This window comes from Candidatus Marivariicella sp. (assembly GCF_983056325.1).
The window spans coordinates 1-24,903 of the sequence record NZ_CEZOWA010000001.1; the positions used below are offsets into that span (position 1 = coordinate 1).

The following is a 24,903-nucleotide window of genomic DNA, read 5'->3' on the forward strand; positions in this document are numbered from 1 at the left end:
GTCCAAAACAAAAAGATAAACCAATAAAAAATAAAACATATTTTTTCATGAAAAATAATTAAAGTTAATTAAATACAAATATAGAACCTTATTGGAATCAATACAGATGAAGGGGCTCTTAACCAAAACGAATTTATATCTTTGTACTAATGCGGGAGTAGCTCAGTTGGTAGAGCATCAGCCTTCCAAGCTGAATGTCGCCGGTTCGAACCCGGTCTCCCGCTCAACGTATTCTAATTATAACTTTGATCGATGAAATATATTTTTATTCATATATTTTTATTTGCTAGTTTTATTTCTACTGCCCAGCAAAGGAGACTTATTAACGGTAAACTTTTATATAGAAATAATAATGTAATTGCTGCAAATGTAATTAATAATTCTTCTCAATTTAACACTATAACTGACAGTAATGGTGAGTTTCAAATTGATGTTAGTGAGGGTGATGAAATTATTTTTTCATCTGTAGAATTTAAAATCAAAAGTATTACAATAACTGAAAAAATATTAAACAAAAATAGATTGGTCGTTAATATCACTGAAAGAGTAAACATCCTTGATGAAATTGTAATAAGTCCAGAAAATGTAGAAAAATTTTTAGATCTTAAAGAAGAAGAGTTTATGGGCTTCGACTACATAAGAGATAAATCTACAAAACTCGATAATACTATATTAAGGCAAGGAAAATTGTACAATGGAATCGATTTTATTAATGTTGCTAAATTAATATCTAAATTAATTTCAAACACCTCCGAAGAACAGAAAAAAAAGCTTTTACCAAGTAAAGTATTACCTTTTGTTTTTGAAAATAGTTTTTTTATCGATGAACTCGGATTAGGCAGTGAGGAAATATCTGATTTTTTAAACTACTTGGACAAAGAATTAACTTCGGATGTATTGCTTCAAAAATCCAAACAATTTTTATTAATTGATTACTTATATGGAGAGGTAGAAGATTATAAAAATAAGCAATAAATGATTCGTTTTATATTCTTATTTTTTTTCGTAGGGATTCTTAATGCTCAAGTTAAAAAATCCTCTCTATTAAAGGGAAGAGTAACTTCAAATGATTCAACATCAATATCCTCAATTCACATAATAAATAAAACTAGAGGAAGTGCTACAATCACAGATCAGGTTGGTTATTTTCAAATTTTTAGCTCAACTAGAGATACAATTATAATTTCAGCAATCCAATTTAGCATTAAAATCTTAGTGGTAAATGATGAAATGCTTGAGAGTGAAGAGATTTTAATTCCTTTAGAAAAATTTGTAAATAAGCTATCTGAAGTTATTGTAAGACCCCATAATTTGTCTGGAGATTTATTTAAAGATTTTGAAAATTCAGGGGTAAAACCTATTAATTTTTATAATAGAGGTATTCCTGGTTTTACAGGTACAAGAAAAGAAAAAATAGTAACTAAAAAACAATTAATAATCTCAGCACTTCTATTTCCATTAACTGGATCAATTCCAATTGATCCAATATATAAGCATATATCTGGCTATTATAAGGTCCTTAAAAAAAAACGAAAACTTGACGTTGAGTTTGATATTATTGAAAATTTAATCAAGTTTTATGGTCTAGATTATTTTATTGAAACTTTTGATGTTTCGGAGGACGAAGTTTATGAATTTGTTTCTGGAACATATATCAACTATCCTTTAAGGGAAACTTTTAATAGAAATGAGCACAATAAGGTGATGAAATATTTTGAGCAAAATAAATTAAGAGTTTTAAATAACATTAGATAACTATGTCTTTAAATACTACTTCTTTGATAAATATTTTTATTTTATCCCTATCATTACATACTCAATATGACGATTTTGAAATTAAACTTCACGACTATTTTGTTTCTAACACAGAAGTTGATTACATAAATGAAAAAAAATTACTTCAAATTACGATTAGAGTCTTTACTGATGATATTGAAGAAATGATTCGAGATAGGAATAGTAAATTAAAAATTGATCCTGATTCTAATTCAGAAAAAATAAATCAAATTTTAAATCAATACTTCAAAGAAAATCTAAAAATATTTATAAATAATAAGTTAATTATTTTTGACTTTATCGGCAAAGAATATAAAAATGATTTGACACAAATTTATTATGAATCTTCAATAGTTGAAACCATTAATGATATAACTTTTGAGAATCGCATTCTATGTGATTATTTTGATTCTCAGCAGAATATAGTTCATTTTAAAAGTGACAAATATAGAAAAAGCTTTGTACTAAATAAAAACAATTCAAAGGCAATTTTCGAATTAGAATAATTAAATAAAATGATTATATTCAGGGTCATATTTAAAAAAATGATGAAAAAAAATATTTATAATTTTATCTCAATATTATTTTTAGGATTATTTGTTAATGCTCAAGAAAATAGTATTTCAAACTCAAAATCAGGTCACACTAATAATAATAAATTCAAACAGCTGTATGAAGAGTTCTCGACTCCAAATAGATATAGGACTGCTTCAGGAGCTCCAGGATCTGATTATTACCAACAACAAGTTGATTATGTTATGGATATTGAGCTTGACGATAAAAACTCTAAGTTATACGGACAAGAATTAATTACATATAAAAATAATTCTCCAGATGATTTATCATATTTATGGGTTCAGTTAGATCAAAATATTCGTAAAAAAGATGCTCCAGCACTGCAAAAAAATGGGAGAGGGGCAGAGCCTTTAATTGAAGTCAAATCATTCGTATCAAATTATATTGAAGAACCATTTGACGGAGGTTTTAATGTTAATTGGGTTAAAACTGAATCTGGCATTCCTATTAAATATTTTATTAATAATACAATGATGCGTGTAGATCTTCCAAAACCTATTAGATCAGGAGAAGACTTTACATTTAGCATTAAGTGGTCGTATAAAATCAATGATCATGTTACAAACCGAGCAAGATCAGGTTATGAGTATTTTCCTAAAGACGGAAATAAGGCTTATGTCATAGCGCAATTTTTTCCACGTCTGGCGGTTTATAACGACGTGGAAGGTTGGCAGAATTATCAATTTTGGGGAAATGGCGAGTTTGCACTTAATTTCGGAGATTATGAAGTTAATTTAACCGTTCCTGCAGACCATATTCTGGAAGCAACTGGTGAATTAAAAAACCCTCGCGAAGTTTTAACCAGTGTACAGTATAAAAGATATAAAAAAGCCCAAACATCTTTTGACAAGCCAGTTTTAATAATAAGTCAAGATGAAGTAATTGAAAAGGAGACAAAATTTTCAGAAAAGAAAAATACATGGAAATTTATTGCTAAAAACGTGCGTGATTTTGCTTTTGCAAGCTCAAGAAAATTTATTTGGGATATGATGGCTGTTAAGGTTGGATCCAAAAGAGTCATAGCCAGTTCTTTATACCCCAAAGAAGGCAATCCTTTATGGGAAAGGTATTCAACAATTGCTGTTGCTCAAACATTAGAGACCTATTCTAAATACACATTCAATTACCCATATTCAAAGGCAGTTTCGGTTCATGCTAGAAATCAAGGAATGGAGTACCCAATGATTTGTTGGAATTATGGTCGTCCTGATGAAGATGGACAGTATTCGGAACGTGTAAAATTTGGAATGATTAGTGTTATTATTCATGAGGTTGGTCATAATTATTTCCCTATGATTGTTAACTCGGATGAGAGACAATGGGGATGGATGGATGAAGGCTTAGACACCTTTATGCAGTATTTAACAGAACAAGAATTTGGAGAAAAATTTGAAAGTGCAATTAAACCCTTAAGTCAGTACCCTTCAAGAAGAGGAGACCCATCCAAGATAATCCCATATATGTCAGGTAATCAAGATAATATTTCTCCTATAATGTCAAATCCTGAAAATGTTTTTCAGCTTGGCCCCAATGCTTACGCAAAACCAGCAACAGCTTTAAATATACTAAGAGAAACTATTATGGGAAGGGAGTTGTTTGACCATGCATTCAAAACATATTCTCAACGATGGATGTTTAAGCACCCTACACCTGAAGACTTTTTTAGAACCATGGAAGATGCTTCTGCTGTTGATTTAGATTGGTTTTGGAGAGGTTGGTTTTATTCGACTGATTACGTGGATATTGGTGTCAAAGGAGTAAAAAAATATGTTGTTTCACCAAACCCGGGTCCTGAAGTTGACAAATTATTACCCTCTGGAATGACTTCGAAGGATCTTGCACCTGTTTATGTTTTTATGGTTCCGGAGGATAAAGAGTTGGATAAAATAGGTGAGGAAATCAGCCCTATCGATAATTCAATTCCATTAAAGAAATATATCGAAGAGAAATACGGTAATAAACAAATTAATTTTCCAAAATATTTTTATGAAATTGAATTTGAAAAACCAGGAGGTTTAGTTATGCCGATAATAGTAGATTATTCTTATAAAGATGGAACCAAGGAAAGAGTAAAATATCCAGTTCAAGTATGGAGGAAAAATGAAGATTCAGTTAGAAAAGTATTAGCAACAAATAAGGAATTGATTGGGGTAAAAGTTGATCCTGAAATGGAAACTGCTGATATTAATAATTCAAATAATAATTGGCCCAAAGAAAAATTCAACTCTGATTTAGAAAAATTTAAAGCAAAAATTAAAGGATAGATTTTCTATATTTGGTAAAAACTAGAATAATGTTTCTATTTATAAGTGGAGCTGAAATAGCTTTAATTTTTTTTATTGTGTTATTAGTTTTTGGTGCTGACAAAATCCCTTCCATTGCAAGAGGAATGGCAAAAGGTATTACTCAAATCAAGCATGCGACCAATGAAATTAAATCTGAAATTCAAAAATCTTCAGAAATAGAAGGCTCTTCGGAATCTGTTGCTAAAAAAATAAATGATGGAATTAAAAGTGCTAAAAAAGATTTGGATGAACTAACTGATTCGGTTAAACGTAATATTTAGATCTTTCTACTCAAGCTAAGTCCATCTCTTATTGGTAACAATACTGTTTCTAAATCTACCTTATTTTTTAGAATTGAGTTGAATTTTTGTAGTGCTTTAGTATCATAATCTTCTTCAGTTGCATTCTTTAAAACTTTTCCACTCCACAATACATTATCAGAAATTAAAACACCACCCTTTTTAAGTTTTGGAATCATTAAATCCATATAATTGATATAATTACTTTTATCAGCATCCAAAAATATAATATCAAATTCTTCGTCTATATTTTCAATAACAGTAATTGCATTTCCATTATATTGAATGATTTGTTTTGCCTTATCACTTTGTCCAAAAAATTGATTCTGAAAATTAATCAACTCCTCATTAATTTCTATAGTATGAATTTTACCAATTTCTGACAGCCCTTCAGAAAGACAAAGTGTCCCATAACCAGTATAAGTTCCAATTTCAAGAATATTTGTAGGTTTGATTAATTTTGAAACTAAACTCAATAATCTGCCTTGAATTATACTACTTAACATTCTTGGATTAAGAATTTTTTGATGCGTTTCCTTTCTTAATTTTTTAAGCAAATCTGATTCTTCACTACTATTTTGAATTGCATACTCAATTATCTTCTCATCAATGAACTCCATAATTTTCGAATTTTAAAAAAAATAATTTTTTAAGGTCTTGCGTATGAAAATCTTTTAATGAGTTCAGGTAGAGCATATCCATCTAAACCGTTAATAGTGACAATTTGACCTTTATCAAGTTGAACAAATCCATCATCCAATAAAAGATTATCATTTACATATATGATTTCTATTTTTCCAATAATAAAAATGGTATCATTTTCAATTATCTTATACTCATTTATATAAGAGCATCCGACTTGAATAGGAGAGTTTTTGACAAATGGCGCCTCAATGTCATCTTTGTATTCATGATCTAACCCAGTTTCTGTAAACTCTGAATTGTCTTTTGGGTATTTCGCACTAGTCTGGTGAGCAGATTTAACTTGACTTTTACTTATCTGATTCAGTGTGAAATATCCATATTTATGAATATTCTCATAAGTATGCCTAGGTACAGTAGTTGGTCTAAGAATAAAGCCAATTAATGGTGGATTACTTCCCAAATGTATAATTGAGCTAAAAACTGCAACATTATTAGTTTTTGCATCTGTTTTGGTTCCAATTAGATTTGCAGATTTGTAACCAGTAATGCTATTAATAAGATTTAGTCTATAAATTTTAGACATTTTGTGGATGTCTATTTTTTTAAATTCTTGCATTAAATTCAATTATTACAATACGTGTCACCAATATTATAACTGTTATATGTAACATTATCAACTTGCCCTGATGAGTATTTATCTGGAATATTTGTGGATTGGGAATTATTTCCACCTAGGCTGGTATCATTTAGATTTTCCGTTTCAAACAAAAAATAGTACTTATCATCAACGCTCCTTTTTTCAATGATAATTATACAATCCTCATTTTTCTGACATTTTACAAAAAACAAAAAAAATAAAATCAAGCTAAAAGTTCTCATATTTAAATTTTTATAATTTTTTTCTGATAAAATAATATCTTGTAATTGGCTTTTGCTTTTTGTTTTCAAGGATAAAAGAAGAGTCCACAAATTTTAATTCAAAATCTTCTCCTTGGAGTGTTTTGATTAAATTGGCAAAGGAAGGATCCTCTAATTCAACTGTTTTTATAGATTTACCATCATCTATTACTATCTTCATTTTTCCATTCTTGTATCTGTTTTCAGTGTGCTGTTCAATTACAAGCCAATCTTGAGAGAACAAAGTAGATGAAGTTAGTAATAGAATTAGAAGAATTTTTTTCATTTATATGATATAAATTTCATAACAAAAGTAGTTAAAAAGTGGACTTTTAAAATTCTAATTTTCATATTATTTTAATAAGTTGTATTAAATTGCAATTACGATTTAATTATTTAGAGTTCTTTTGAAAAACACAATGTAATTATATTTAGACTCATATATATTGAATCATAAAACCTTTACTAATACCCTTGCTAATGATAAGTTATTGGGAAAAAATAGCTTTTACTAAATATGACTTAATTGTTATCGGAGGAGGTATCACTGGATTGTTTTCAGCATTATCTTTTAATAAAAAAAATCCTGATGCAAAAATAGCAATCTTAGAAAGAGATATTTTTCCAAATGGAGCAAGTACCAAAAATGCAGGTTTTGCATGTTTTGGATCCATTTCAGAATTGATCGAGGACAACAAGAAAATATCTGACGCAGCATTGTTTAAATTGGTTGAAAAACGGATTAAGGGTTTAGAGTTGCTAAAAAAAACAATTTCTTCAAAAAAACTTAATTTGATTAATAACGGTGGATATGAGCTCTTTTTTCCAAATGATCTAGATCCAGAAGAATACATAGAGAAATATAATGACTTACTTTTTCCGATATACAATAAAAAAATTTTTTCTTTAAAAAATAAAAGGATTCATAGTTTAGGTTTCTCAAAAGAGTTTGTGAAAAAATTAATTTTCAATCCTTTTGAATCTCAAATTAATACTGGAACAACCATTTTCGAACTTCAAAAATTAGCAAGTAAAAAGGGAATAAAAATTATTACAGGAGCTAATGTTGAAAAATTTGATTTAAATTCTGCAGGACATGAAATACATGTTTTAAATAATAATTTGAATATTTCATTTAAGTCAAAATACTTAGCTGTTTGTTCGAATGCTTTTTCAAAGAAATGGTTTCCTAAACTTGACATTAATCCCGGAAGAGGAATGGTTTTGATAACCAAACCGATACAAAATTTAAAGATTAAAGGGTGTTTTCACTATAATAAAGGGTATTATTATTTTAGAAATTTTCAAAACAGGATTTTGTTTGGAGGGGGCAGACAATTAGATTTAAAAAACGAAAATACTACTACCTTTGGAATAAATAAATTAATTAAAAGATCACTAATTAATGATCTAGAATCCATAATTATCCCTAGTGTTAATTATGAAATCGACATGGAGTGGTCCGGTATTATGGCTTTTGGAGAAACTAAAAATCCCATAATTGAAAAAATTCATAAAAATGTTGTTATTGGTGTTCGATTAGGTGGAATGGGAGTCGCCTTGGGAAGTATGGTAGGAAAAGAAGTTTCAGACCTTCTTTTAGAGGACAGTTAATATTTTTTCTAACTGCATCGAGCGTGATCCCTTAATAAAAACATATTTATCTTTTAAGGGATTGATTTTTAAATAATCAAGAAGTTTTTTAGTAGAACTAAATTTTTCTATGTTGGATAATGCTATTTTGATCTTTTCAAAATTTTCTCCAACTGTAATTATTCTAGAAAATGATAATTTTTTCACTAAAAGTAATATTTTTTCATGTTCAATAGAGCTTTGATCTCCTAGCTCTAGCATGTCACCCAAAATTAAAATGGCGTGTTCCGGATAAGTTTCTTTAAAACTTTGAATAGCGACATACATACTTGATGGATTCGCATTATACGCATCTAAAATAATTTCATGATTTTTTAATTTAATAAATTGAGATCTGTTATTATTTGATTTATATGTTTCAATCCCTTTTCTAATTTTAGTTATTGGGATTCTAAAAAAATAACCAATAACAATAGCTGCTGCAATATTTTTTAAATTATACTCCCCATGTAACGGGCTTTTAAAATTTTCTCCTTTAAAAGTTACCTCTAGTTCATTATTTATATTGGAGTAGGATATTGGATAATCTGATTTTTTATTTTGACCAAAAGAAACAAATGGGGTTTTATTTAATCTTTTTAACTGATTTTTATTATCTATGTCAACAAATATAGTTCCCTTTGAAATCAACAAATAGTTATATAATTCAGATTTACCCTCTATAATAGCACTTTCACTTCCAAAACCTTCAATATGCGCTTTTCCAAAATTCGTAACAAATCCGTGGGTTGGTTCCGCGATTTCACATAATTCTTGAATTTCATAAAGATGGTTTGCCCCCATTTCTATTATTGTAAACTCAGAATCTAGTGGGGTGTTTAAGATTGTCAAGGGAACACCTATATGATTATTTAAGTTGCCAATAGTAGCATGGGTATCAAAGAATTCTTCAAATACTTTTTTAATAAGTTCTTTAGTGGTTGTTTTCCCATTACTTCCAGTTATCGCAAATACTGGACATTTCAATTTTTTTCTATGATATTTTGCTAAACTCTTCAAGGTAGAGTAGGTGTTTAAAACATATATAAGTTTTTCATTTTTCAATGATAGCTCATAATCATCCACAATAGCTGCAATAGCTCCTTCTTGTAATGCTTTTAAAGCATATTTATTACCATTGAATAAAGGTCCCTTAAGAGCTATATAAAAACCATTAACTAAAGGTTTTCTTGTATCCGTGAATACACCTGAAGATTCACTGAATATTTTATATATTTCTTTCGTTTCAATCATAAAAAAAAGGCATCCGTTAGGATGCCTTATAAGGATTTAGCGTCCACGTCTATGACGTGCTGATTTCTTCTTTTTACTTTTAGATCCAACTCTAGACATAGCACATCTGAAACCAATATACTCGGTAGCAATGTATTGTGGGAGGAATCTTCTTTGAGATGGGTCAAGCCAGTAAGCTCTATCTTTCCAGGAACCACCTTTATAAACTCTAGTCGCATCGGTTATTAAAGATGTTTTTTTGATAGATTTGTCAATCTCTCTAACTATGTTCCCATTTTCATCCTTAGTAACTCTTGGGTGATTAGGAGCATTGTACATATCAGTGGATTCGGGACGATCATCATATTCACCTTCTTCAGGTGTACCTTTAATAAATTCCCTTGACGATTCTCTATCACCGTCACGAAAATTACGATTATCACTTTCGTAAAAATTTTGTCTTAAAAATGTTTCTTCTTCATCTATTGCTACTTGATCGAGTTGTCCAGGTAATTTTTTTAGTATTACTCTTCCATTAGGAAGTGTGTCGTAAACTAATTCGTCAGCTTCAATAATACTTGCTTTTCCATCTTCTCCAATTCTTTTCTTGAAATAAACATTACCTCTGTAGTAGTTAAAATCATTATACTCATCGTCAATTATTGGCCTGTAAACATCTGCCACCCATTCAGCAACATTACCTGCCATGTCGTATATTCCAAAATCATTTGGAGGATAGGATTTTACTTGTATTGTTATATCAGCACCATCATCGGACCATCCAGCTATTCCACCATAATCACCTTTACCAAATTTAAAATTAGCTAACTGGTCACCTTCCATTTTTTTATCTTGAGATCTAGTATATTCCCCTTGCCATGGATATTTTTTCTTACCTCGGTAGTTATTATATTCTCTATCGCCCACAAGAGCAAGTGCTGCATATTCCCATTCAGTTTCTGTTGGTAATCTGTAAGATGGAAGTAAAAGTCCTTTACCTATGTCAGCGTAAATTGGCTTTGAAACGTCTTCACCTTCATCATTTGTTTCTTGTTTCATTCCTTTTTTTCCGGAATTTATGAGAGGCATTGGGGTTTCTCCTGCATCTTCTCCATCGTCAACTTTTCCTCCGTAAGAGGTTTCTGGTCTAGATAAGTAGGCCTGGGTATTAAAAGTGCTATTAGGATCTATACTTTCGTAGCGAACATCTTTTTTCACATATGATTCCCGTTCCAGTAAAAACTCGTTAACTCTATCTGTTCTCCATTCGGCGTATTGGACCGCTTGAACCCAACTTACTCCCACAACTGGGTATTCAGCATAGGCCGGATGACGTAGATAATTTGTGGTTAACTCTTCAACATATCCAAGTGCATTTCTCCAAACTAAAGTGTCAGGTAGAGCTGATTTGTATACTTGCCTGTATCTTGGCTCAGATTGGGGAAAAACTGCTTGTAACCAATCCAAATATTCCATATACATAATATTGGTGACCTCAGTTTCATCAATATAAAAGGACATTACATGTTGTTTTGAAGGACTGTTATTCCAGTCGTGGAGGACATCATCTTGGACTTGGCCTTTTGTAAATGTACCTCCTTCAATAAAGACTAGACCAGGACCAGTTTCTTGTTCTTCAAAGTCAGTGTTGTATTGAAAACCCTTATTTTTTGCGTTGATACCCCAGCCAGTTCCTCTTGAAGAATTATTTTTAGCACAACCAGTAACTAATAGAATAATTAGAATTAAAAGTGTGGAGCGATATTTGTTGTTTGAGCCCATGTAGATACTTTAATGTTTGTAAAACTTACACAAATATAATAATTTTAGTACTATCAAACCATTTTTAATATATTCACCAAGAAATAACTTACTATTTTAACGTATAAATTAAAATTTTAGTATAATTTTTTAGAAAAAATACCAAAAATGATATTTTAACGTTTTGATGAATAAGTCTCGATGAAAAAGATTAAACTACTGTTTTTTTTTATTATTTTGATTGCATCTGCTTTCAAGATTTCAGCTCAGGAACGAGTTATAACTACAGGTGTTCCTTTTTTGTTAATAACTTCAGATGCAAGAGCAGCGGGAATGGGAGACATTGGGGTTGCCACAAGTCCAGATGCTTTTTCTCAGCAATGGAACCCTGCTAAATATTCCTTTGCTAATAACTCTTCTGGTTTCGGTGTTAGTTATACACCCTATTTAAGTAAACTCGTCAATGATATTTTCCTAGGAAACGTAACGTATTACCAAAAAATTAGCGAGAGAAGCTCTTGGGCTACTAGTTTTAAATATTTTAGTTTGGGCGAAGTACAATTTAATCAAGTAATTTCTGGATCTATTGTTGATCAGGGTGTGGAGCGTCCAAACGAATTAACTCTTGATTTATCTTATTCTCTAAAGCTGAGTGAGTCTTTTTCAACTGCTGTTGCAATACGATATATAAGATCGGATTTGAAACTTTCTAACGATTCAGATAATAATTCAGCAAATTCAATAGGCATAGATATTGCTGGTTTTTATCAAGGTAAATCGTTTGACATAAGCGGAATGAAGTCAACTATTAGATCAGGTTTTAATATTTCTAACATAGGTCCAAGATTAAAATACGATGAAGGCGGTAAAAAAAATTTCATACCAACAAATTTAAAAATAGGTACTGGACTTGAAATGTCAATTGATGATGATAATAGTATAAATTTCAACTTAGAATTAAACAAATTATTAGTTCCTACACCCATAGCTTTTTTTGATGATTCGAATACTTTTCAGGGGTATAGACAACCAGATGTTGATTTTTTAAAGGGTATGATTGAATCATTTAGTGATGCACCGGATGGATTTAAAGAAGAGTTAAAGGAAGTTACATGGGCATTAGGTTTTGAATATGTTTTTCAAGATACTTTTTCTCTTAGGACCGGATATTTCAATGAAAGTATTGATAAAGGAGCTAGACGTTATGTAACACTAGGAACTGGATTTTTAATTAATCAAATGAACTTAAATATCTCTTATTTGTTTTCAACTTCTAAAGTCAGAAGTCCATTAGAAAACACATTAAGATTTTCTTTAGCTTTTAATATTCCATAAAGCATTTAGTAATTCGCAAGAATTCAGTATTTTTGTTAACGATATTAAAACATTTATCACATTTAGTTTTATGAAAAAAATTACCAAGGAAACATATCTAAATTGGTATGAAAACATGTTTTTCTGGAGAAAGTTTGAAGATAAATTAGCTTCAGTTTACATTCAGCAGAAGGTCAGAGGCTTTTTACACCTATATAATGGACAAGAAGCTATTTTAGCAGGGGCATTGCATGTAATGGAGTTAGGAAAAGACAGGATGATAACCGCCTACAGGAATCATGTTCAGCCTATTGGTATGGGTGAAGATCCAAAGAAAGTTATGGCTGAATTATTTGGTAAAGCAACAGGAACATCTTCTGGTTTGGGGGGGTCAATGCATATTTTTTCAAAGCAATATAAATTTCATGGCGGTCATGGGATTGTTGGCGGTCAAATACCTTTAGGAGCTGGTATGGCATTTGGTGATAAATATTTCAATAGAGACAATGTTACTTTGTGTTTTTTAGGAGACGGAGCTGTAAGACAAGGAACATTACATGAGACATTAAATCTAGCTACTTTATGGAGCCTTCCAGTTGTTTTTATTGTCGAAAATAATGGTTACGCCATGGGTACTTCAGTTGAAAGAACAGCAAGCCATCAAGATATATGGAAGCTTGGGTTAGGCTATGAAATGCCATGTGAACCTGTTGACGGAATGAATCCAGTTGAGGTAGCTAAATCATTAGATAAGGCTATTAAACACGCGCGATCTGGTAAAGGTCCTTCTTTTTTAGAAATGAAAACTTACAGATATAGAGGACATTCTATGTCTGATGCACAGCATTACAGAACAAAAGAAGAGGTGGGTGAGTATAGAAAGATAGACCCAATCATCCAGGTTAAAGACATTATTTTAAAGAAGAAATATGCCTTACAGTCTCAGTTAGATAAAATAGATTTATCTGTCAAAGAACGAGTTCTCGAGTGTGAAAAATTTGCTAATGAATCCCCGTATCCTGATAAAAGTTTGATGTATGATGCGGTTTACGAACAAAAAGACTACCCTTTTTTGAAACATAAATTAGATTAATATGCCTGAAATTATAAACATGCCTCGCCTAAGTGATACCATGGAAGAGGGCACTGTAGCAAAATGGTTTAAAAAAGTTGGAGACATTGTAAAAGAGGGAGATATTTTAGCTGAAATTGAGACAGATAAGGCAACAATGGAATTTGAAGCTTTTTATGAAGGTCAACTCCTCCATATTGGAATTAATGAAGGAGAAACAGCACCTGTAGATAGTTTACTTGCTATTATAGGTAATAAAGATGAAGATATATCTGGTTACCTTATTGAATCTAACGAACAAACTTCACCTAAGGATGACAACATTAAATCAGAAGAAATAATTGATACAGATACAAATTCAATTACAAAACCCAATCAAAACATAGAGATTATTAATATGCCAAGATTAAGTGATACTATGGAAGAAGGTGTTGTGGCTTCTTGGAATAAAAAAGTAGGTGATGTTGTTGTTGAAGGAGATATTTTAGCTGAAATTGAGACAGATAAGGCAACTATGGAGTTTGAATCTTTTTATTCTGGACATTTACTCCATATTGGTGTTCAAGAAGGGGAGTCTGCTCTTGTTGACTCAATTCTTGCCATTATTGGAGATAAAGATGTGGATGTAGATAAAGTATTATTATCATTAAACTCAAGGAAAGAATCAAATATTCAAAATGATTTGGTAAAAACAATTAAGGAAGAAAAACCCATAAATGAGACTATTTCCAATAATGAACAACAAATCAAAGGTGCAAACTCAATAAATCCTAATAATGGAAGAATTATTGCTTCTCCTTTAGCTAAAAAAATGGCTATTGAAAAAGGAGTTCAAATTTCTCATATAACTGGAACCGGTGATAACGGAAGAATTATTAAAAGAGATATTGAAAATTTCAAAAAAGACAATATTACTGAATACCAAAATTTAAAGTCGTTTGAAGAAGAGTCATTAGTTGAATTTGCTAATAGTCAAATGCGTAAAACAATTGCTAAAAGACTTTCTCAGTCAAAATTTTCTGCGCCTCACTATTATTTAGGAGTTGAATTTGATATGGAAAATATGATATCATTTAGAATCCAGCATAACAATTCAACAGGTTCAAAAATCTCATTCAATGATCTAATTATTAAAGCATCTGCAAAAGCACTTAAACTACATCCAGAAGTTAATTCCAGATGGTATGATGAAAAGACTGTTCATTATAATCATGTACATGTTGGGGTTGCTGTAGCTGTTGATGAGGGACTTGTTGTTCCAGTTGTGAAATTTGCAAATGAAAAAAGCTTGGAACAAATACGTGATATTGTTAAAGATATGGCGACTCGAGCAAGATCCAAAAAAATAACACCTACAGAGATGGACGGAAGTACCTTTACAATTTCTAATCTTGGTATGTTTGGTATTTCTGAATTCACCTCCATAATAAATCAGCCTAATTCTGCAATTTTATCTGTTGGAGCTATAATTCAAAAACCAGTTGTTAAGGATGGTGAAATTGTGGTAGGTAATACAATGAAACTTACACTTGCATGTGATCATAGGACAGTTGATGGTGCTACTGGTTCAGCATTTCTTAAAACACTAAGAAACTTTATAGAAAACCCAGTTGGAATTTTATTATAAATGGAAAATAAAAAAACTATTTTAATTACTGGAGCTAATAATGGTATTGGCTTCGAAATTGCAAAAACAGCTTCTTCTCATGGGCATAAAGTTATTGCAGTATCAAGAAATATAAATAAGTTAAAATCAATTACTGCAGTAGACTCTTATTCGGTTGATATAACTAAAGATGATTTAATACAGTCTTTTGTTAATAAACTTATCCAACAAAATATAAAATTAGATATATTGATAAATAATGCTGGTTTACTAGTTAATTCTGCTTTTGAAGAAACTTCTAATGAAACTTTTAAAGATGTATTTAATGTAAATTTTTTTGGGGTTGTATCTATTACTCGTTCGTGTTTACCATTGATGACCAAAAAAAGTCATGTTGTAAATATAAGTAGCATGGGAGGAGTTCAGGGTAGTTCAAAATTTTCAGGACTTTCTGCATACTCTAGCAGTAAAGGAGCTTTAATAACATTAACAGAATTATTAGCCGAGGAGTATAGTGAATCTGGTCCATCGTTTAATGTTTTAGCTTTAGGAGCAGTTCAAACTGAAATGCTAGAAAAAGCTTTTCCTGGTTATCAATCAAATATTTCAGCAAAAAAAATGGCATCCTATATATTAGACTTTTCAATTTCAGGACATGAACTTTATAATGGAAAAATAATTCCAATTTCTTTATCAACTCCTTGATGGATAAACAGTCTAAAACTATATTTGATTTTATTCCTACACAAGCACATTCAATAGTAGCCAAATACATTAAGAAATACCCGGCAAGATTCATAATTTCCAAGAAAAGATTTTCTAAACATGGAGACTATAGATTTTATTTTAATGGTTTTGAACAAATTTCAATTAATTCTAACCTTAGTCCTCATCGATTTTTAATAACCTTAATTCATGAAGTTTCACACTTAGTTGCATTTAAGGTTTACGGTAAGAATATAAGGCCACATGGAGTTGAATGGAAAAAAATATATCGAGACTTAATGACTCCACTCATCAATTCATATGTTTTTCCAGAAATAATTATACCCGTCTTAAAAAAACATTTTATTAATCCTAAAGCCTCATCTGATTCAGATACTAAATTAGTAATAGCTTTAGATTCTCTTGAAAATAATGATAAAATTTATGTCTTTAATATTCCCGAAGGCAAATATTTTCAAATATACAATGGTCGAATTTTTAAAAAAGGGCGAAGACTTAGAAAGCGTTTTGAATGTCAAGAAAAGTCTTCTAATAGAAAATATCTCTTCAGTCCAATAGCTGAGGTAGAATGCGTCTTAAATTAATTATTTTTCAGAGCTTTTCTAGCTTTTTTTAATATTTCTGATGAATAAACAAAATCAATAAATTGTTTGTTTTCAGTTTTGAAAATTTCTTGATTAGATCCTTCCCATTGTTTTTCTCCATCTTTAAGGAAAATAATATTTTCTCCAATCTCCATAACAGAGTTCATATCGTGAGTATTGATTACTGTGGTAATATTATACTCTTTGGTGATTTCTTGAATTAAGTTGTCAATTATAATTGAAGTCTTTGGGTCCAACCCTGAATTAGGTTCATCACAAAATAAAAACTTTGGATTCATAACAATTGCTCTAGCTATTGCAACTCTTTTTTGCATACCTCCTGATAGTTCTGAAGGCATTTTATAATTAGAATTTGTTAAATCAACTCTCTTAATAACTTCATTTGCTCGGTATAATAATTCATCCTCGTTTTTATCAGCAAACATTTTCATAGGAAACATTATGTTTTCCTCTACATTCATAGAATCAAAAAGAGCACTTCCTTGAAATACAGTACCCATTTCTTGTCTAAGAATTCTTCTTTGTTTGATTTTCATATCTGTGAGCGAATTATTATCAAAAAATATTTTTCCTTTCTCAGGCTTATGAAGCCCTAATAAACATTTTAATAATACTGTTTTTCCAGATCCACTTTGTCCAATGATTAGATTTGTTTTTCCTTTTTCAAATGAAGTGCTTATATTTTTTAATATAGTTGTTTTTTCAAATGCCTTAAATATGTTTTTTACAATTATCATTAAGCAAGTACTAGTTGAGTTATTATGAAATTAGCTAAAATTATAACTATGGATGTCCATACAAATGATGTAGTACTAGCTTTCCCGACTTGTAAAGCCCCGCCTTTTAAATAATAACCGTGATATGCAGGTATTGTTGCTAAAAAAAAAGAAAATAGAACTGTTTTAATAAAAGCATATTGAATATGAAAGGGAATAAAATCCATTTGAACACCCTCGAGAAAAACTGCACTAGAACTAAGCCCTCCAAATACAATTGCAGTATAGCCTCCAAAAATTCCTAAAAACATTGATATTGTAATAACAAAAGGGTAGAGTAATAAAGCAATTATTTTAGGGAATATAAGGTAGTTATAAGTGTTGACTCCCATGACTTCAAGAGCATCTATTTGTTCAGTAACTCTCATTGATCCAATACTTGAGGTTATGTATGATCCTGCTTTTCCTGCCATAATTATAGAAATAAAAGTAGGTGCAAATTCTAAAATCACGGACTGTCTTGTTGCATAACCTATAAGGTTTCTTGGAATCAATGGATTGTCAAGGTTTAGAGCTGTTTGAATAGCGACAACACCACCAACAAAAAATGATATAACACTAACAATCCCTAGTGAACCAATAATTAAGACATCTATATCTTTAAAAATTAATGGCTTTAGAACAGACCACTTAGTGAATTTCCCAAAAACCTTTTGAAGCATTAAAAAGTAGCTTCCAATTTTTATTATAATTTTCATAAGTTGAGTAAAATTACAAAAAGGAAAAACTAAATGTGATAAAAAAACCTAATATTGGTAAGTAACCGCATTTATATTCATTCCCGCACCAACACTAGCAAAAAGTATAATATCTCCTTTTTTTAATTCATGATCATTATATTTTTCTTTTATAACTAGATCCAGAAGAGTTGGAATCGTGGCGGTAGAACTATTACCGAATAACTCTATATTCATAGGTAAAATATTTTCAGGAACTTTACTATTATACAGCTTAAAAAAACGTTTTATAATTGCCTCATCCATTTTTTTGTTAGCTTGATGTATAAATATTTTTTTTAAACTTTTTATGTTATATCCAGAATCATCATAGCATTTTTTCATTGCATCTGGCACTTTACTAAGAGCAAACTCATACACTTTTCTTCCTTGCATTTTAATGTACTTCGTATTATCAGAATTTAAGCTATTTGATTTTCCAAAATATATGTAGTTTACTTCATTATTGTTTGTATATGTGACTGTTTTATGACTCAGAACTCCATCTTTTTGGTTCGAAAGTTCAAGAATTACAGCCCCAGCTCCATCGGCAAAAATCATTCCATCTCGATCATTTGAATCAATAACTCGAGATAAAGTTTCTGAACCGACAACCAAACATCGTTTTGCAATCCCCGACCTTATGAAGGCATTCGCTTGAATAACACCTTCTAACCATCCAGGACAACCAAATAATATGTCGTAAGCAACACAATTAGGATTTTGTATTTTAAGTTTTGACTTAACTCTTGAAGCAAGGGAAGGCATAGCATCAACTTGATTTGAATCATGACTAACATCACCAATATTATGAGCTAAAATTATATAATCTATAGTTTCTGGATCAATTGAGGAAGATTTTATAGCATTTGAAGAAGCTTTTGCTGCGATGTCAGAAGAATTCAGATCTTGAGTAATATATTTTCTTTCTTTTATACCCGTAATTGATTGAAACTTTTGGATAATTTCTTCATTTTTGGACTGAATTTCTTTTCCTTCAGTATCTAAAAATGAATTTCCTGAAAAATCATTATTAAGCTTTATTTTTGATGGAATATAACTTCCAGTTCCGATTATTTTTGAATTCATAATATAAAAACAATACTATTATAATTTGTATTTACTAACTCAATTAAAAATACATTAAATGTAATATTCATTTTTTTTTATAGTTAGTTATTAGCAGATTATTATTATTTATTCTATTGATTTTCAATGTCTTCATATTCATTTAAAGGAATACAGCTACAAATTAAATTACGATCCCCAAAGGCTTCATCAACTCTCCTGACTCTGGGCCAAAACTTGTTTTCCTCAACAAAATCTAGAGGAAAAGCAGCCTTCTTTCTTGAATATTTGAATGGCCAATCATCACTAGTAATCATTGATAGGGTATGAGGAGCGTTTTTAAGGATATCTATACCATAAGAATTATCACTTTCAATTTCTAATCTAATGGAAATCATTGCTTTACAAAACCGATCAATTTCGTCTAAATTTTCACTTTCTGTTGGCTCAATCATCATTGTTCCAGCTACTGGAAAAGAGACTGTAGGAGCATGAAAACCGTAATCCATTAATCTCTTAGCTATATCAACTACTTCAACCCCTTTCTTTTTAAACTCTCTGCAGTCAATTATTAGTTCATGAGCCGCTCTTCCATTTTCTCCCGAATACAAAACTTCATATGCACCTTCAAGAGATTTTTTTATATAATTTGCATTTAGAATAGCAATTTCTGTTGATCTTTTTAATCCATTTTTTCCAAGCATTTTTATATAACCATAAGAGATTATACAGGCTAAAGCAGATCCCCATGGAGCACCAGCTATAGCGTTTATGGCTTTATCACCTCCTGTTTTTATTATAGGATTTGAAGGTAAGAATTCACAAAGGTGCTCAGCTACGCATATAGGACCTACTCCAGGACCTCCCCCACCGTGAGGAATTGCAAAAGTTTTATGTAAGTTTAAGTGACAAACGTCAGCTCCAATTATACCTGGACTTGTTAAGCCCACTTGAGCATTCATGTTTGCACCATCCATGTAAACTTGTCCGCCACAATCATGAATGAGTTTTGTTATTTTTTTTATATGTCCCTCAAAGACACCGTGAGTAGAGGGGTATGTAATCATTAAAGCAGCTAAATTATCTTTATGATATTCAGCTTTTTCTTTGATATCATTCCAATCAATATTTCCATTTTCATCTGTATTTACAACCACAACTTTCATTCCTGCCATTACTGCTGATGCAGGATTAGTTCCATGTGCTGAAGCAGGAATTAGGCAAATATTTCGATGGTCATCATTTCTTGAAAGATGATAGGCCCTAATAACCATTAAACCTGCATACTCTCCTTGAGCTCCAGAATTTGGCTGAATAGATGTTGCATGAAAGCCAGTGATTTCGTTTAATTGGTGTATTAAAGCTTCTAAAACCTCATGATACCCTCTAGCTTGATTATTTGGTGCAAATGGATGAATATTATTCCAATTAGGCGAACTCAAAGGCAGCATTTCAGCTGCAGCATTTAGTTTCATTGTACAGGATCCAAGTGAAATCATGGAATGATTTAGAGCCAAATCTTTTAGTTCTAGTTTTTTAATATACCTCATCAATGCTGTCTCAGAGTGATATGAATTAAAAACCGAATGAACCATAAACTTTTTTGTTCTACTCATTATTGCAGGAATTCTAATTTGCACATTATTACTTCCCTTTTCTTTAATATTTTTATATTTACTAAATATTTTGAATAAATCTACTAATTCATTTTCACCAGTTTCTTCATTTATTGAAACTGAAACAGTTTCATCATCAATATAATTTAAGTTGATTTTATGTTCTTCGGCAATGATTTTAATTTTTTTGGATTTGACATTAAGTTTAAGAGTATCGAAATAAAATTTATTTAATTGACTAATTCCAATACTTTTTAATTTTCCTTCGAGTTTTTTTGTGTTTGCATGTATTTTATTTGCAATAAACTTTAATCCATCAGGCCCATGATAAACCGCATACATCCCAGCCATTACCGCTAATAAAACTTGCGCTGTACATATATTAGAAGTAGCTCGATCTCTTTTGATGTGTTGTTCTCTTGTTTGTAGTGCCATCCTTAGGGCTGGATTACCGTCAGTATCTTTTGTTTGACCAATAATTCTTCCAGGAATACTCCTTTTGTAAATACTTTTAGTAGCAAAAAAAGCTGCATGTGGACCCCCGTAACCAAGTGGAATACCAAAACGTTGAGTTGTACCTACAACTACATCAACATCGTAAGAACCAGGTCCTTCCAATAAAATAAGACTGAATATATCAGCTGCAACAATACATTTAATGTCTTTTGCTTTTAGTTTTTTTGTTATTTCAGGAAGGTTAACTATTTCACCATGCTTTCCTGGACACTGAATTAAAGCACCATAAAATTCGTCTGTAAACTCAAATGTTTCTGGATTGCCAATAACAATTTCTATTTTAAGAGGAGTAGCTCTTGTATTTAATACAGATAACGTTTGTGGGAGAACTTGGTCATGAACAAAAAATTTATTTGCACCGGTTTTTTTAATTTTTGAGTTAAAAAAACTGAACAACATTGTCATTGCTTCTGCTGCAGATGTGCTTTCATCTAGTAAAGATGCATTGGCCAACTCCATTCCTGTAAGTTCACATATTACAGTTTGAAAATTAAATAATGCTTCCAGTCTTCCTTGAGCAATTTCTGCCTGATAAGGAGTATATGCAGTATACCATCCTGGATTTTCTAATATGTTTCGTTGAATAACAGCGGGAGTTATGGCTGGATTATAACCCAGACCTATATATGTTTGAAATATTTTATTTTTATCACCAACCTCTCTTATATGCTTTAAAAAAGAACTTTCACTTATTCCATCTGGAAGATTTAGTGGCTTTTTTAATTGAATACTTTTTGGAATAGTTTCATTAATTAATTCTCCTATACTTTGAACGCCTAAAGATTTTAACATCCTATCTGTTTCATTAGAATTTGGTCCAATATGTCTTGATTCAAAAAGATCTGTATTCATTGTTTATTTTTTTCAAAAATAGTTCAAAATTTGAATTATTTATTTAGATATCAATAACAATTTTAATTTTTTTTCAACTAAAAAATAAATTAAAATAACTCTTTGATTAGATTTACTAAATGAAAATTTTAAAAACGTTTTTTGAGTTTTATCTTCGTAGTAGTTTACATGTCTCAATTGCAGTTTGGACTTTATATAAAATATCTTGTATTTACACTAAAACTGATGAAACTCCATATTTAGGGGGTCTGGTATTCACCTCTACATTAGTTGGATACAATATAATTAAGTACGGATATGTTTTTATTAATAACAGAAAACTGATTTCAAAAAAAAACTTTAGTATTACTTTTATTTGTTTGATATTAGGTATGTGGTGTTTTTTAAATATTGATTTATTTACACAATTTATTTTTATTATAAGTTTAAGTTTAGTCATTCTTTATTTATTACCAATTGTGCCCTTTAAAACAAATTTGAGAAACTATAGTGGTCTAAAGATATTTTTAGTTGCTATTACATGGACCTTGGTTAGTTATTTTTCTTTGATAAGTGAAATCAAAAATATTGAACCTTTTCAAATTATTATTATGGGGTTTCAGCGTTTTATTTTTGTTTTAGTTGCGACAATTCCATTTGAAATTAGAGATATCAAATTTGATCAACACCTAATTGGAACTTTACCTCAAAGGTTTGGTGTTTTTAAAACAAAACTTTTGGGTCTTATACTATTGTGTTTAAATACTTGTTTACTTTATTTTTTTATTGAAATTGATTTGATTTATAAACTTGTTGAATCTTTCATTTATTTTATATTGTCGTATGCTCTGATTATTTCGTCGGTAAACAATGGTTTAAACTTTGCAAGATTTTGGGTTGAAGGAATCCCTATAATTTGGTATTTTATTTTGTTATTTCTAATCCAGATCTTCTAATTATTGCCTCGGGATCAGGTTCTTTTCCTCTAAAACTTTTATATAGTTTCATTGGATGTTTTGTTCCTCCTTTTGATAAAATATGATTTTCAAATTTTTTTGCAACTTTAGCATTAAAAATCCCTTTTTCTTTAAATAATTCAAATGCATCAGCATCTAGAACCTCCGACCACTTATAGCTGTAATAGCCTGCGGAATAACCTCCTTGAAAAATATGACTAAATGAAGTACTAAAACATTGATTTTTGTAGGGTTTTATAAAATGAAATTTATCTAAAATGAAATCTTCATGTTTTTTTATATTTTTAATTTTATTACTGAGCATTGAGTGCAAGCTCATGTCGAGTGATGCAAATCCTAATTGTCTTAAAGTTTGAAGTCCTTGTTGAAATTGTCTTATAGCCTTTATTTTTTTCACTAACGATTTAGGAATTAGTTTATTAGTTTTAAAATGTTTACCAAAAAGATTTAACGCCTCTTCCTCGTAGCACCAGTTTTCCATTATCTGACTTGGGAGTTCTACAAAATCCCATAAAACATTTGTTCCACTTAGACTTTCATAAACAGTATTAGCTAAAATACCGTGAAGTGCATGTCCAAATTCATGAAAAAGGGTGGTCACATCTTGAAAACTAATTAAATTAGGTATTCCTATACTGGAATTTGGAAAATTACAAACTACTGAAACATGAGGTCTTTGGTTTGTTTTTTGACCAACATAACTTGTCATCCATGCTCCGCCTCTTTTTGCTTCTCTTGAGTGTAAATCCAAATAAAGTAATGATTTAAATTTTTTATTTCTATCATATATTTCATAGACTTTTACCTCATTGGAGTAAACATCTATTTCATTATTAACTTTGAATTCTAAACCGTAAAGTTTATTTATGATTTCGAATAAACCTTCAATAACATTATTTAGAGAAAAATATTTTTTTATTTCAAGTTCATCGATTTTTAAATATGTTTTTTTTAATTTTTCAGTTGCAAAGGCAACGTCCCACTTTTCTATAACATCAATACCTAAGTTTTGCTTGGAAAATAGCTCTAACTCTTTCCATTCATTTTCAGCAAAAGGAAGAGATTTTTTATATAATTCATTAATAAAATTATTAGTGTTTTCTACGGTCAGTGACATTCTGTCTTTAATAACAAAATCAGCATGAGACCTGTAACCAAGTATCTTTGACCTTTGATGTCTTAGTTTTATCATATCTTGGATTAATAAAACTGTATTATTGTCGTTTTCGTTAAAACCTCTACTTCCATAAGCCATAGAAATTTTTTTTCGTAAACTCCTAACCTCTGAAAATGTAATAAAAGGGATATAGCTTGGTGCATCTAAAGTGAAAACCCATCCTTTTAAGTTTTTGTTTTCTGCAACTAATTTAGCATGAATTATAGACGAATCTGGAAGTCCCTTTAGTTCTTTCTCTTCTTTTATGTGAAGTAAATAATTATTAGTCTCTGCTAATATTTTTTCACCAAAAGAAAGTGACTTTAAAGATAATTTTTCATCAATATTCCTTAATTCTTTTTTTTCTTTTTTTGACAGTAACGCACCATTTCTAACAAAACTATCATATTCTTTTTTCAATAATACTAATTGTTCTGAAGTTAATTTTGACTTGTCACGATTTATATAAACATACTTAATTCTTTCAAAAAGCTTTTTATTTAGTAAAATATCATTTTTGTACTTACTTAATATAGGAGAAATTTTTTGAGTGACTTTTTGTAATTCAAAAGAAGTATTAGCGGCATTTAAATTATATAATAAACTTGTATTTCTTCCTAAAAGTGAAGTGGATTCTTGTAAACTATTTAATGTATTGTCAAAAGTTGGGGTACCTTCATGATCCACTAACGACTTAATTAATGAAATCGAGTCACTAATGTTTTTTTTTATAGCTTCAAAAAAATTTTTTGAAGATATTTTTGAAAAAGGAGTTGACTTAAAAGGAGTCTTAAATTCTTCTAAAAGAGGATTTCGCAAT

23 protein-coding genes and 1 tRNA gene are annotated in these 24,903 nt (G+C 30.2%); 13 read left to right on the plus strand and 11 right to left on the minus strand.

Going from position 1 to position 24,903, the window contains the following annotated elements:
- Positions 1-151 precede the first annotated feature (151 nt).
- From AC3ATN_RS00005 to AC3ATN_RS00030, 6 genes are all read left to right on the plus strand, one after another.
- A tRNA-Gly gene (locus tag AC3ATN_RS00005) sits at positions 152-224 on the plus strand.
- Positions 225-252: 28 nt separating this feature from the next.
- Positions 253-975, plus strand: coding sequence for a carboxypeptidase-like regulatory domain-containing protein (locus tag AC3ATN_RS00010; RefSeq protein WP_487531126.1), 723 nt, complete (start codon positions 253-255; stop codon positions 973-975).
- On the plus strand, positions 976-1,755 hold the full coding sequence (locus AC3ATN_RS00015; protein ID WP_487531128.1) for a hypothetical protein: 780 nt from the start codon (positions 976-978) through the stop codon (positions 1,753-1,755).
- A gap of 2 nt (positions 1,756-1,757) precedes the next feature.
- Entirely contained in the window at positions 1,758-2,282 is a 525-nt protein-coding gene (locus tag AC3ATN_RS00020; protein ID WP_487531129.1) for a DUF6702 family protein, read from the plus strand.
- Between the two features lie 42 nt (positions 2,283-2,324).
- Positions 2,325-4,616: a M1 family metallopeptidase gene (locus tag AC3ATN_RS00025; protein WP_487531130.1), complete on the plus strand. Its 2,292-nt coding sequence runs from the start codon at positions 2,325-2,327 to the stop codon at positions 4,614-4,616.
- 29 nt (positions 4,617-4,645) lie between these two features.
- Positions 4,646-4,918: a Sec-independent protein translocase subunit TatA/TatB gene (locus AC3ATN_RS00030; RefSeq protein WP_487531131.1), complete on the plus strand. Its 273-nt coding sequence runs from the start codon at positions 4,646-4,648 to the stop codon at positions 4,916-4,918.
- On the opposite strand, the gene AC3ATN_RS00035 is transcribed toward AC3ATN_RS00030, so the two are convergent.
- From AC3ATN_RS00035 to AC3ATN_RS00050, 4 genes are read right to left on the minus strand one after another with little or no spacing between them, the layout of a single operon-like run.
- Complete coding sequence (locus AC3ATN_RS00035) at positions 4,915-5,556, minus strand: O-methyltransferase (RefSeq protein ID WP_487531132.1); 642 nt, start codon at positions 5,554-5,556, stop codon at positions 4,915-4,917. The two genes, AC3ATN_RS00030 and AC3ATN_RS00035, sit on opposite strands and share 4 nt — an antisense overlap.
- A gap of 29 nt (positions 5,557-5,585) precedes the next feature.
- Positions 5,586-6,164, minus strand: a complete 579-nt coding sequence (locus tag AC3ATN_RS00040; protein ID WP_487531133.1) for a flavin reductase family protein — start codon at positions 6,162-6,164, stop codon at positions 5,586-5,588.
- Between the two features lie 38 nt (positions 6,165-6,202).
- A complete protein-coding gene (locus tag AC3ATN_RS00045; protein WP_487531134.1) occupies positions 6,203-6,460 on the minus strand; it encodes a hypothetical protein in 258 nt (85 codons plus the stop codon).
- 10 nt (positions 6,461-6,470) lie between these two features.
- On the minus strand, positions 6,471-6,764 hold the full coding sequence (locus AC3ATN_RS00050; protein ID WP_487531135.1) for a hypothetical protein: 294 nt from the start codon (positions 6,762-6,764) through the stop codon (positions 6,471-6,473).
- A gap of 194 nt (positions 6,765-6,958) precedes the next feature.
- Between AC3ATN_RS00050 and AC3ATN_RS00055 the strand changes: the two genes are divergently transcribed.
- A complete protein-coding gene (locus AC3ATN_RS00055; protein WP_487531136.1) occupies positions 6,959-8,092 on the plus strand; it encodes an NAD(P)/FAD-dependent oxidoreductase in 1,134 nt (377 codons plus the stop codon).
- Here AC3ATN_RS00055 and AC3ATN_RS00060 read toward each other — a convergent pair.
- Both AC3ATN_RS00060 and gldJ read right to left on the minus strand, forming a co-directional pair.
- Positions 8,078-9,364 (minus strand): UDP-N-acetylmuramoyl-tripeptide--D-alanyl-D-alanine ligase, encoded by a 1,287-nt coding sequence (locus AC3ATN_RS00060; protein WP_487531137.1) that lies wholly within the window; start codon positions 9,362-9,364, stop codon positions 8,078-8,080. The two genes, AC3ATN_RS00055 and AC3ATN_RS00060, sit on opposite strands and share 15 nt — an antisense overlap.
- A 36-nt stretch (positions 9,365-9,400) precedes the next feature.
- Positions 9,401-11,125 (minus strand): gliding motility lipoprotein GldJ, encoded by a 1,725-nt coding sequence (gldJ, locus tag AC3ATN_RS00065; protein WP_487531138.1) that lies wholly within the window; start codon positions 11,123-11,125, stop codon positions 9,401-9,403.
- A 180-nt stretch (positions 11,126-11,305) separates the two neighbouring features.
- Between gldJ and porV the strand changes: the two genes are divergently transcribed.
- From porV to AC3ATN_RS00090, 5 genes are all read left to right on the plus strand, one after another.
- Positions 11,306-12,439 (plus strand): type IX secretion system outer membrane channel protein PorV, encoded by a 1,134-nt coding sequence (porV, locus tag AC3ATN_RS00070; RefSeq protein WP_487531139.1) that lies wholly within the window; start codon positions 11,306-11,308, stop codon positions 12,437-12,439.
- Positions 12,440-12,509: 70 nt separating this feature from the next.
- Positions 12,510-13,511 (plus strand): pyruvate dehydrogenase (acetyl-transferring) E1 component subunit alpha, encoded by a 1,002-nt coding sequence (gene pdhA, locus AC3ATN_RS00075; protein ID WP_487531140.1) that lies wholly within the window; start codon positions 12,510-12,512, stop codon positions 13,509-13,511.
- 1 nt (position 13,512) lies between these two features.
- On the plus strand, positions 13,513-15,117 hold the full coding sequence (locus tag AC3ATN_RS00080) for a dihydrolipoyl dehydrogenase family protein (RefSeq protein WP_487531141.1): 1,605 nt from the start codon (positions 13,513-13,515) through the stop codon (positions 15,115-15,117).
- Positions 15,118-15,801, plus strand: a complete 684-nt coding sequence (locus tag AC3ATN_RS00085; protein WP_487531142.1) for an SDR family NAD(P)-dependent oxidoreductase — start codon at positions 15,118-15,120, stop codon at positions 15,799-15,801.
- Positions 15,801-16,406 (plus strand): SprT-like domain-containing protein, encoded by a 606-nt coding sequence (locus AC3ATN_RS00090; RefSeq protein WP_487531143.1) that lies wholly within the window; start codon positions 15,801-15,803, stop codon positions 16,404-16,406. Before AC3ATN_RS00085 ends, AC3ATN_RS00090 begins: the two co-directional genes overlap by 1 nt.
- Here the strand turns inward: AC3ATN_RS00090 and AC3ATN_RS00095 are convergent.
- From AC3ATN_RS00095 to gcvP, 4 genes are all read right to left on the minus strand, one after another.
- Positions 16,403-17,164 carry an ABC transporter ATP-binding protein gene (locus tag AC3ATN_RS00095; protein WP_487531144.1) on the minus strand — a complete coding sequence of 254 codons (762 nt, stop codon included), beginning with the start codon at positions 17,162-17,164 and terminating at the stop codon, positions 16,403-16,405. The genes AC3ATN_RS00090 and AC3ATN_RS00095 overlap by 4 nt on opposite strands.
- Positions 17,164-17,901, minus strand: a complete 738-nt coding sequence (locus tag AC3ATN_RS00100; RefSeq protein WP_487531146.1) for an MlaE family ABC transporter permease — start codon at positions 17,899-17,901, stop codon at positions 17,164-17,166. Before AC3ATN_RS00100 ends, AC3ATN_RS00095 begins: the two co-directional genes overlap by 1 nt.
- Before the next feature lie 48 nt (positions 17,902-17,949).
- On the minus strand, positions 17,950-19,008 hold the full coding sequence (locus AC3ATN_RS00105) for a 3-oxoacyl-ACP synthase III family protein (RefSeq protein WP_487531147.1): 1,059 nt from the start codon (positions 19,006-19,008) through the stop codon (positions 17,950-17,952).
- Between the two features lie 113 nt (positions 19,009-19,121).
- On the minus strand, positions 19,122-21,971 hold the full coding sequence (gcvP, locus tag AC3ATN_RS00110) for an aminomethyl-transferring glycine dehydrogenase (protein WP_487531149.1): 2,850 nt from the start codon (positions 21,969-21,971) through the stop codon (positions 19,122-19,124).
- Between the two features lie 119 nt (positions 21,972-22,090).
- Here gcvP and AC3ATN_RS00115 point away from each other — a divergent pair, with 119 nt between their 5' ends.
- Complete coding sequence (locus AC3ATN_RS00115) at positions 22,091-22,906, plus strand: hypothetical protein (RefSeq protein WP_487531150.1); 816 nt, start codon at positions 22,091-22,093, stop codon at positions 22,904-22,906.
- Here AC3ATN_RS00115 and AC3ATN_RS00120 read toward each other — a convergent pair.
- The gene (locus AC3ATN_RS00120) at positions 22,875-24,902 is read right to left on the minus strand and encodes a M3 family metallopeptidase (protein ID WP_487531151.1); all 2,028 of its coding nucleotides are present in this window, start codon (positions 24,900-24,902) and stop codon (positions 22,875-22,877) included. The two genes, AC3ATN_RS00115 and AC3ATN_RS00120, sit on opposite strands and share 32 nt — an antisense overlap.
- Position 24,903 lies beyond the last annotated feature (1 nt).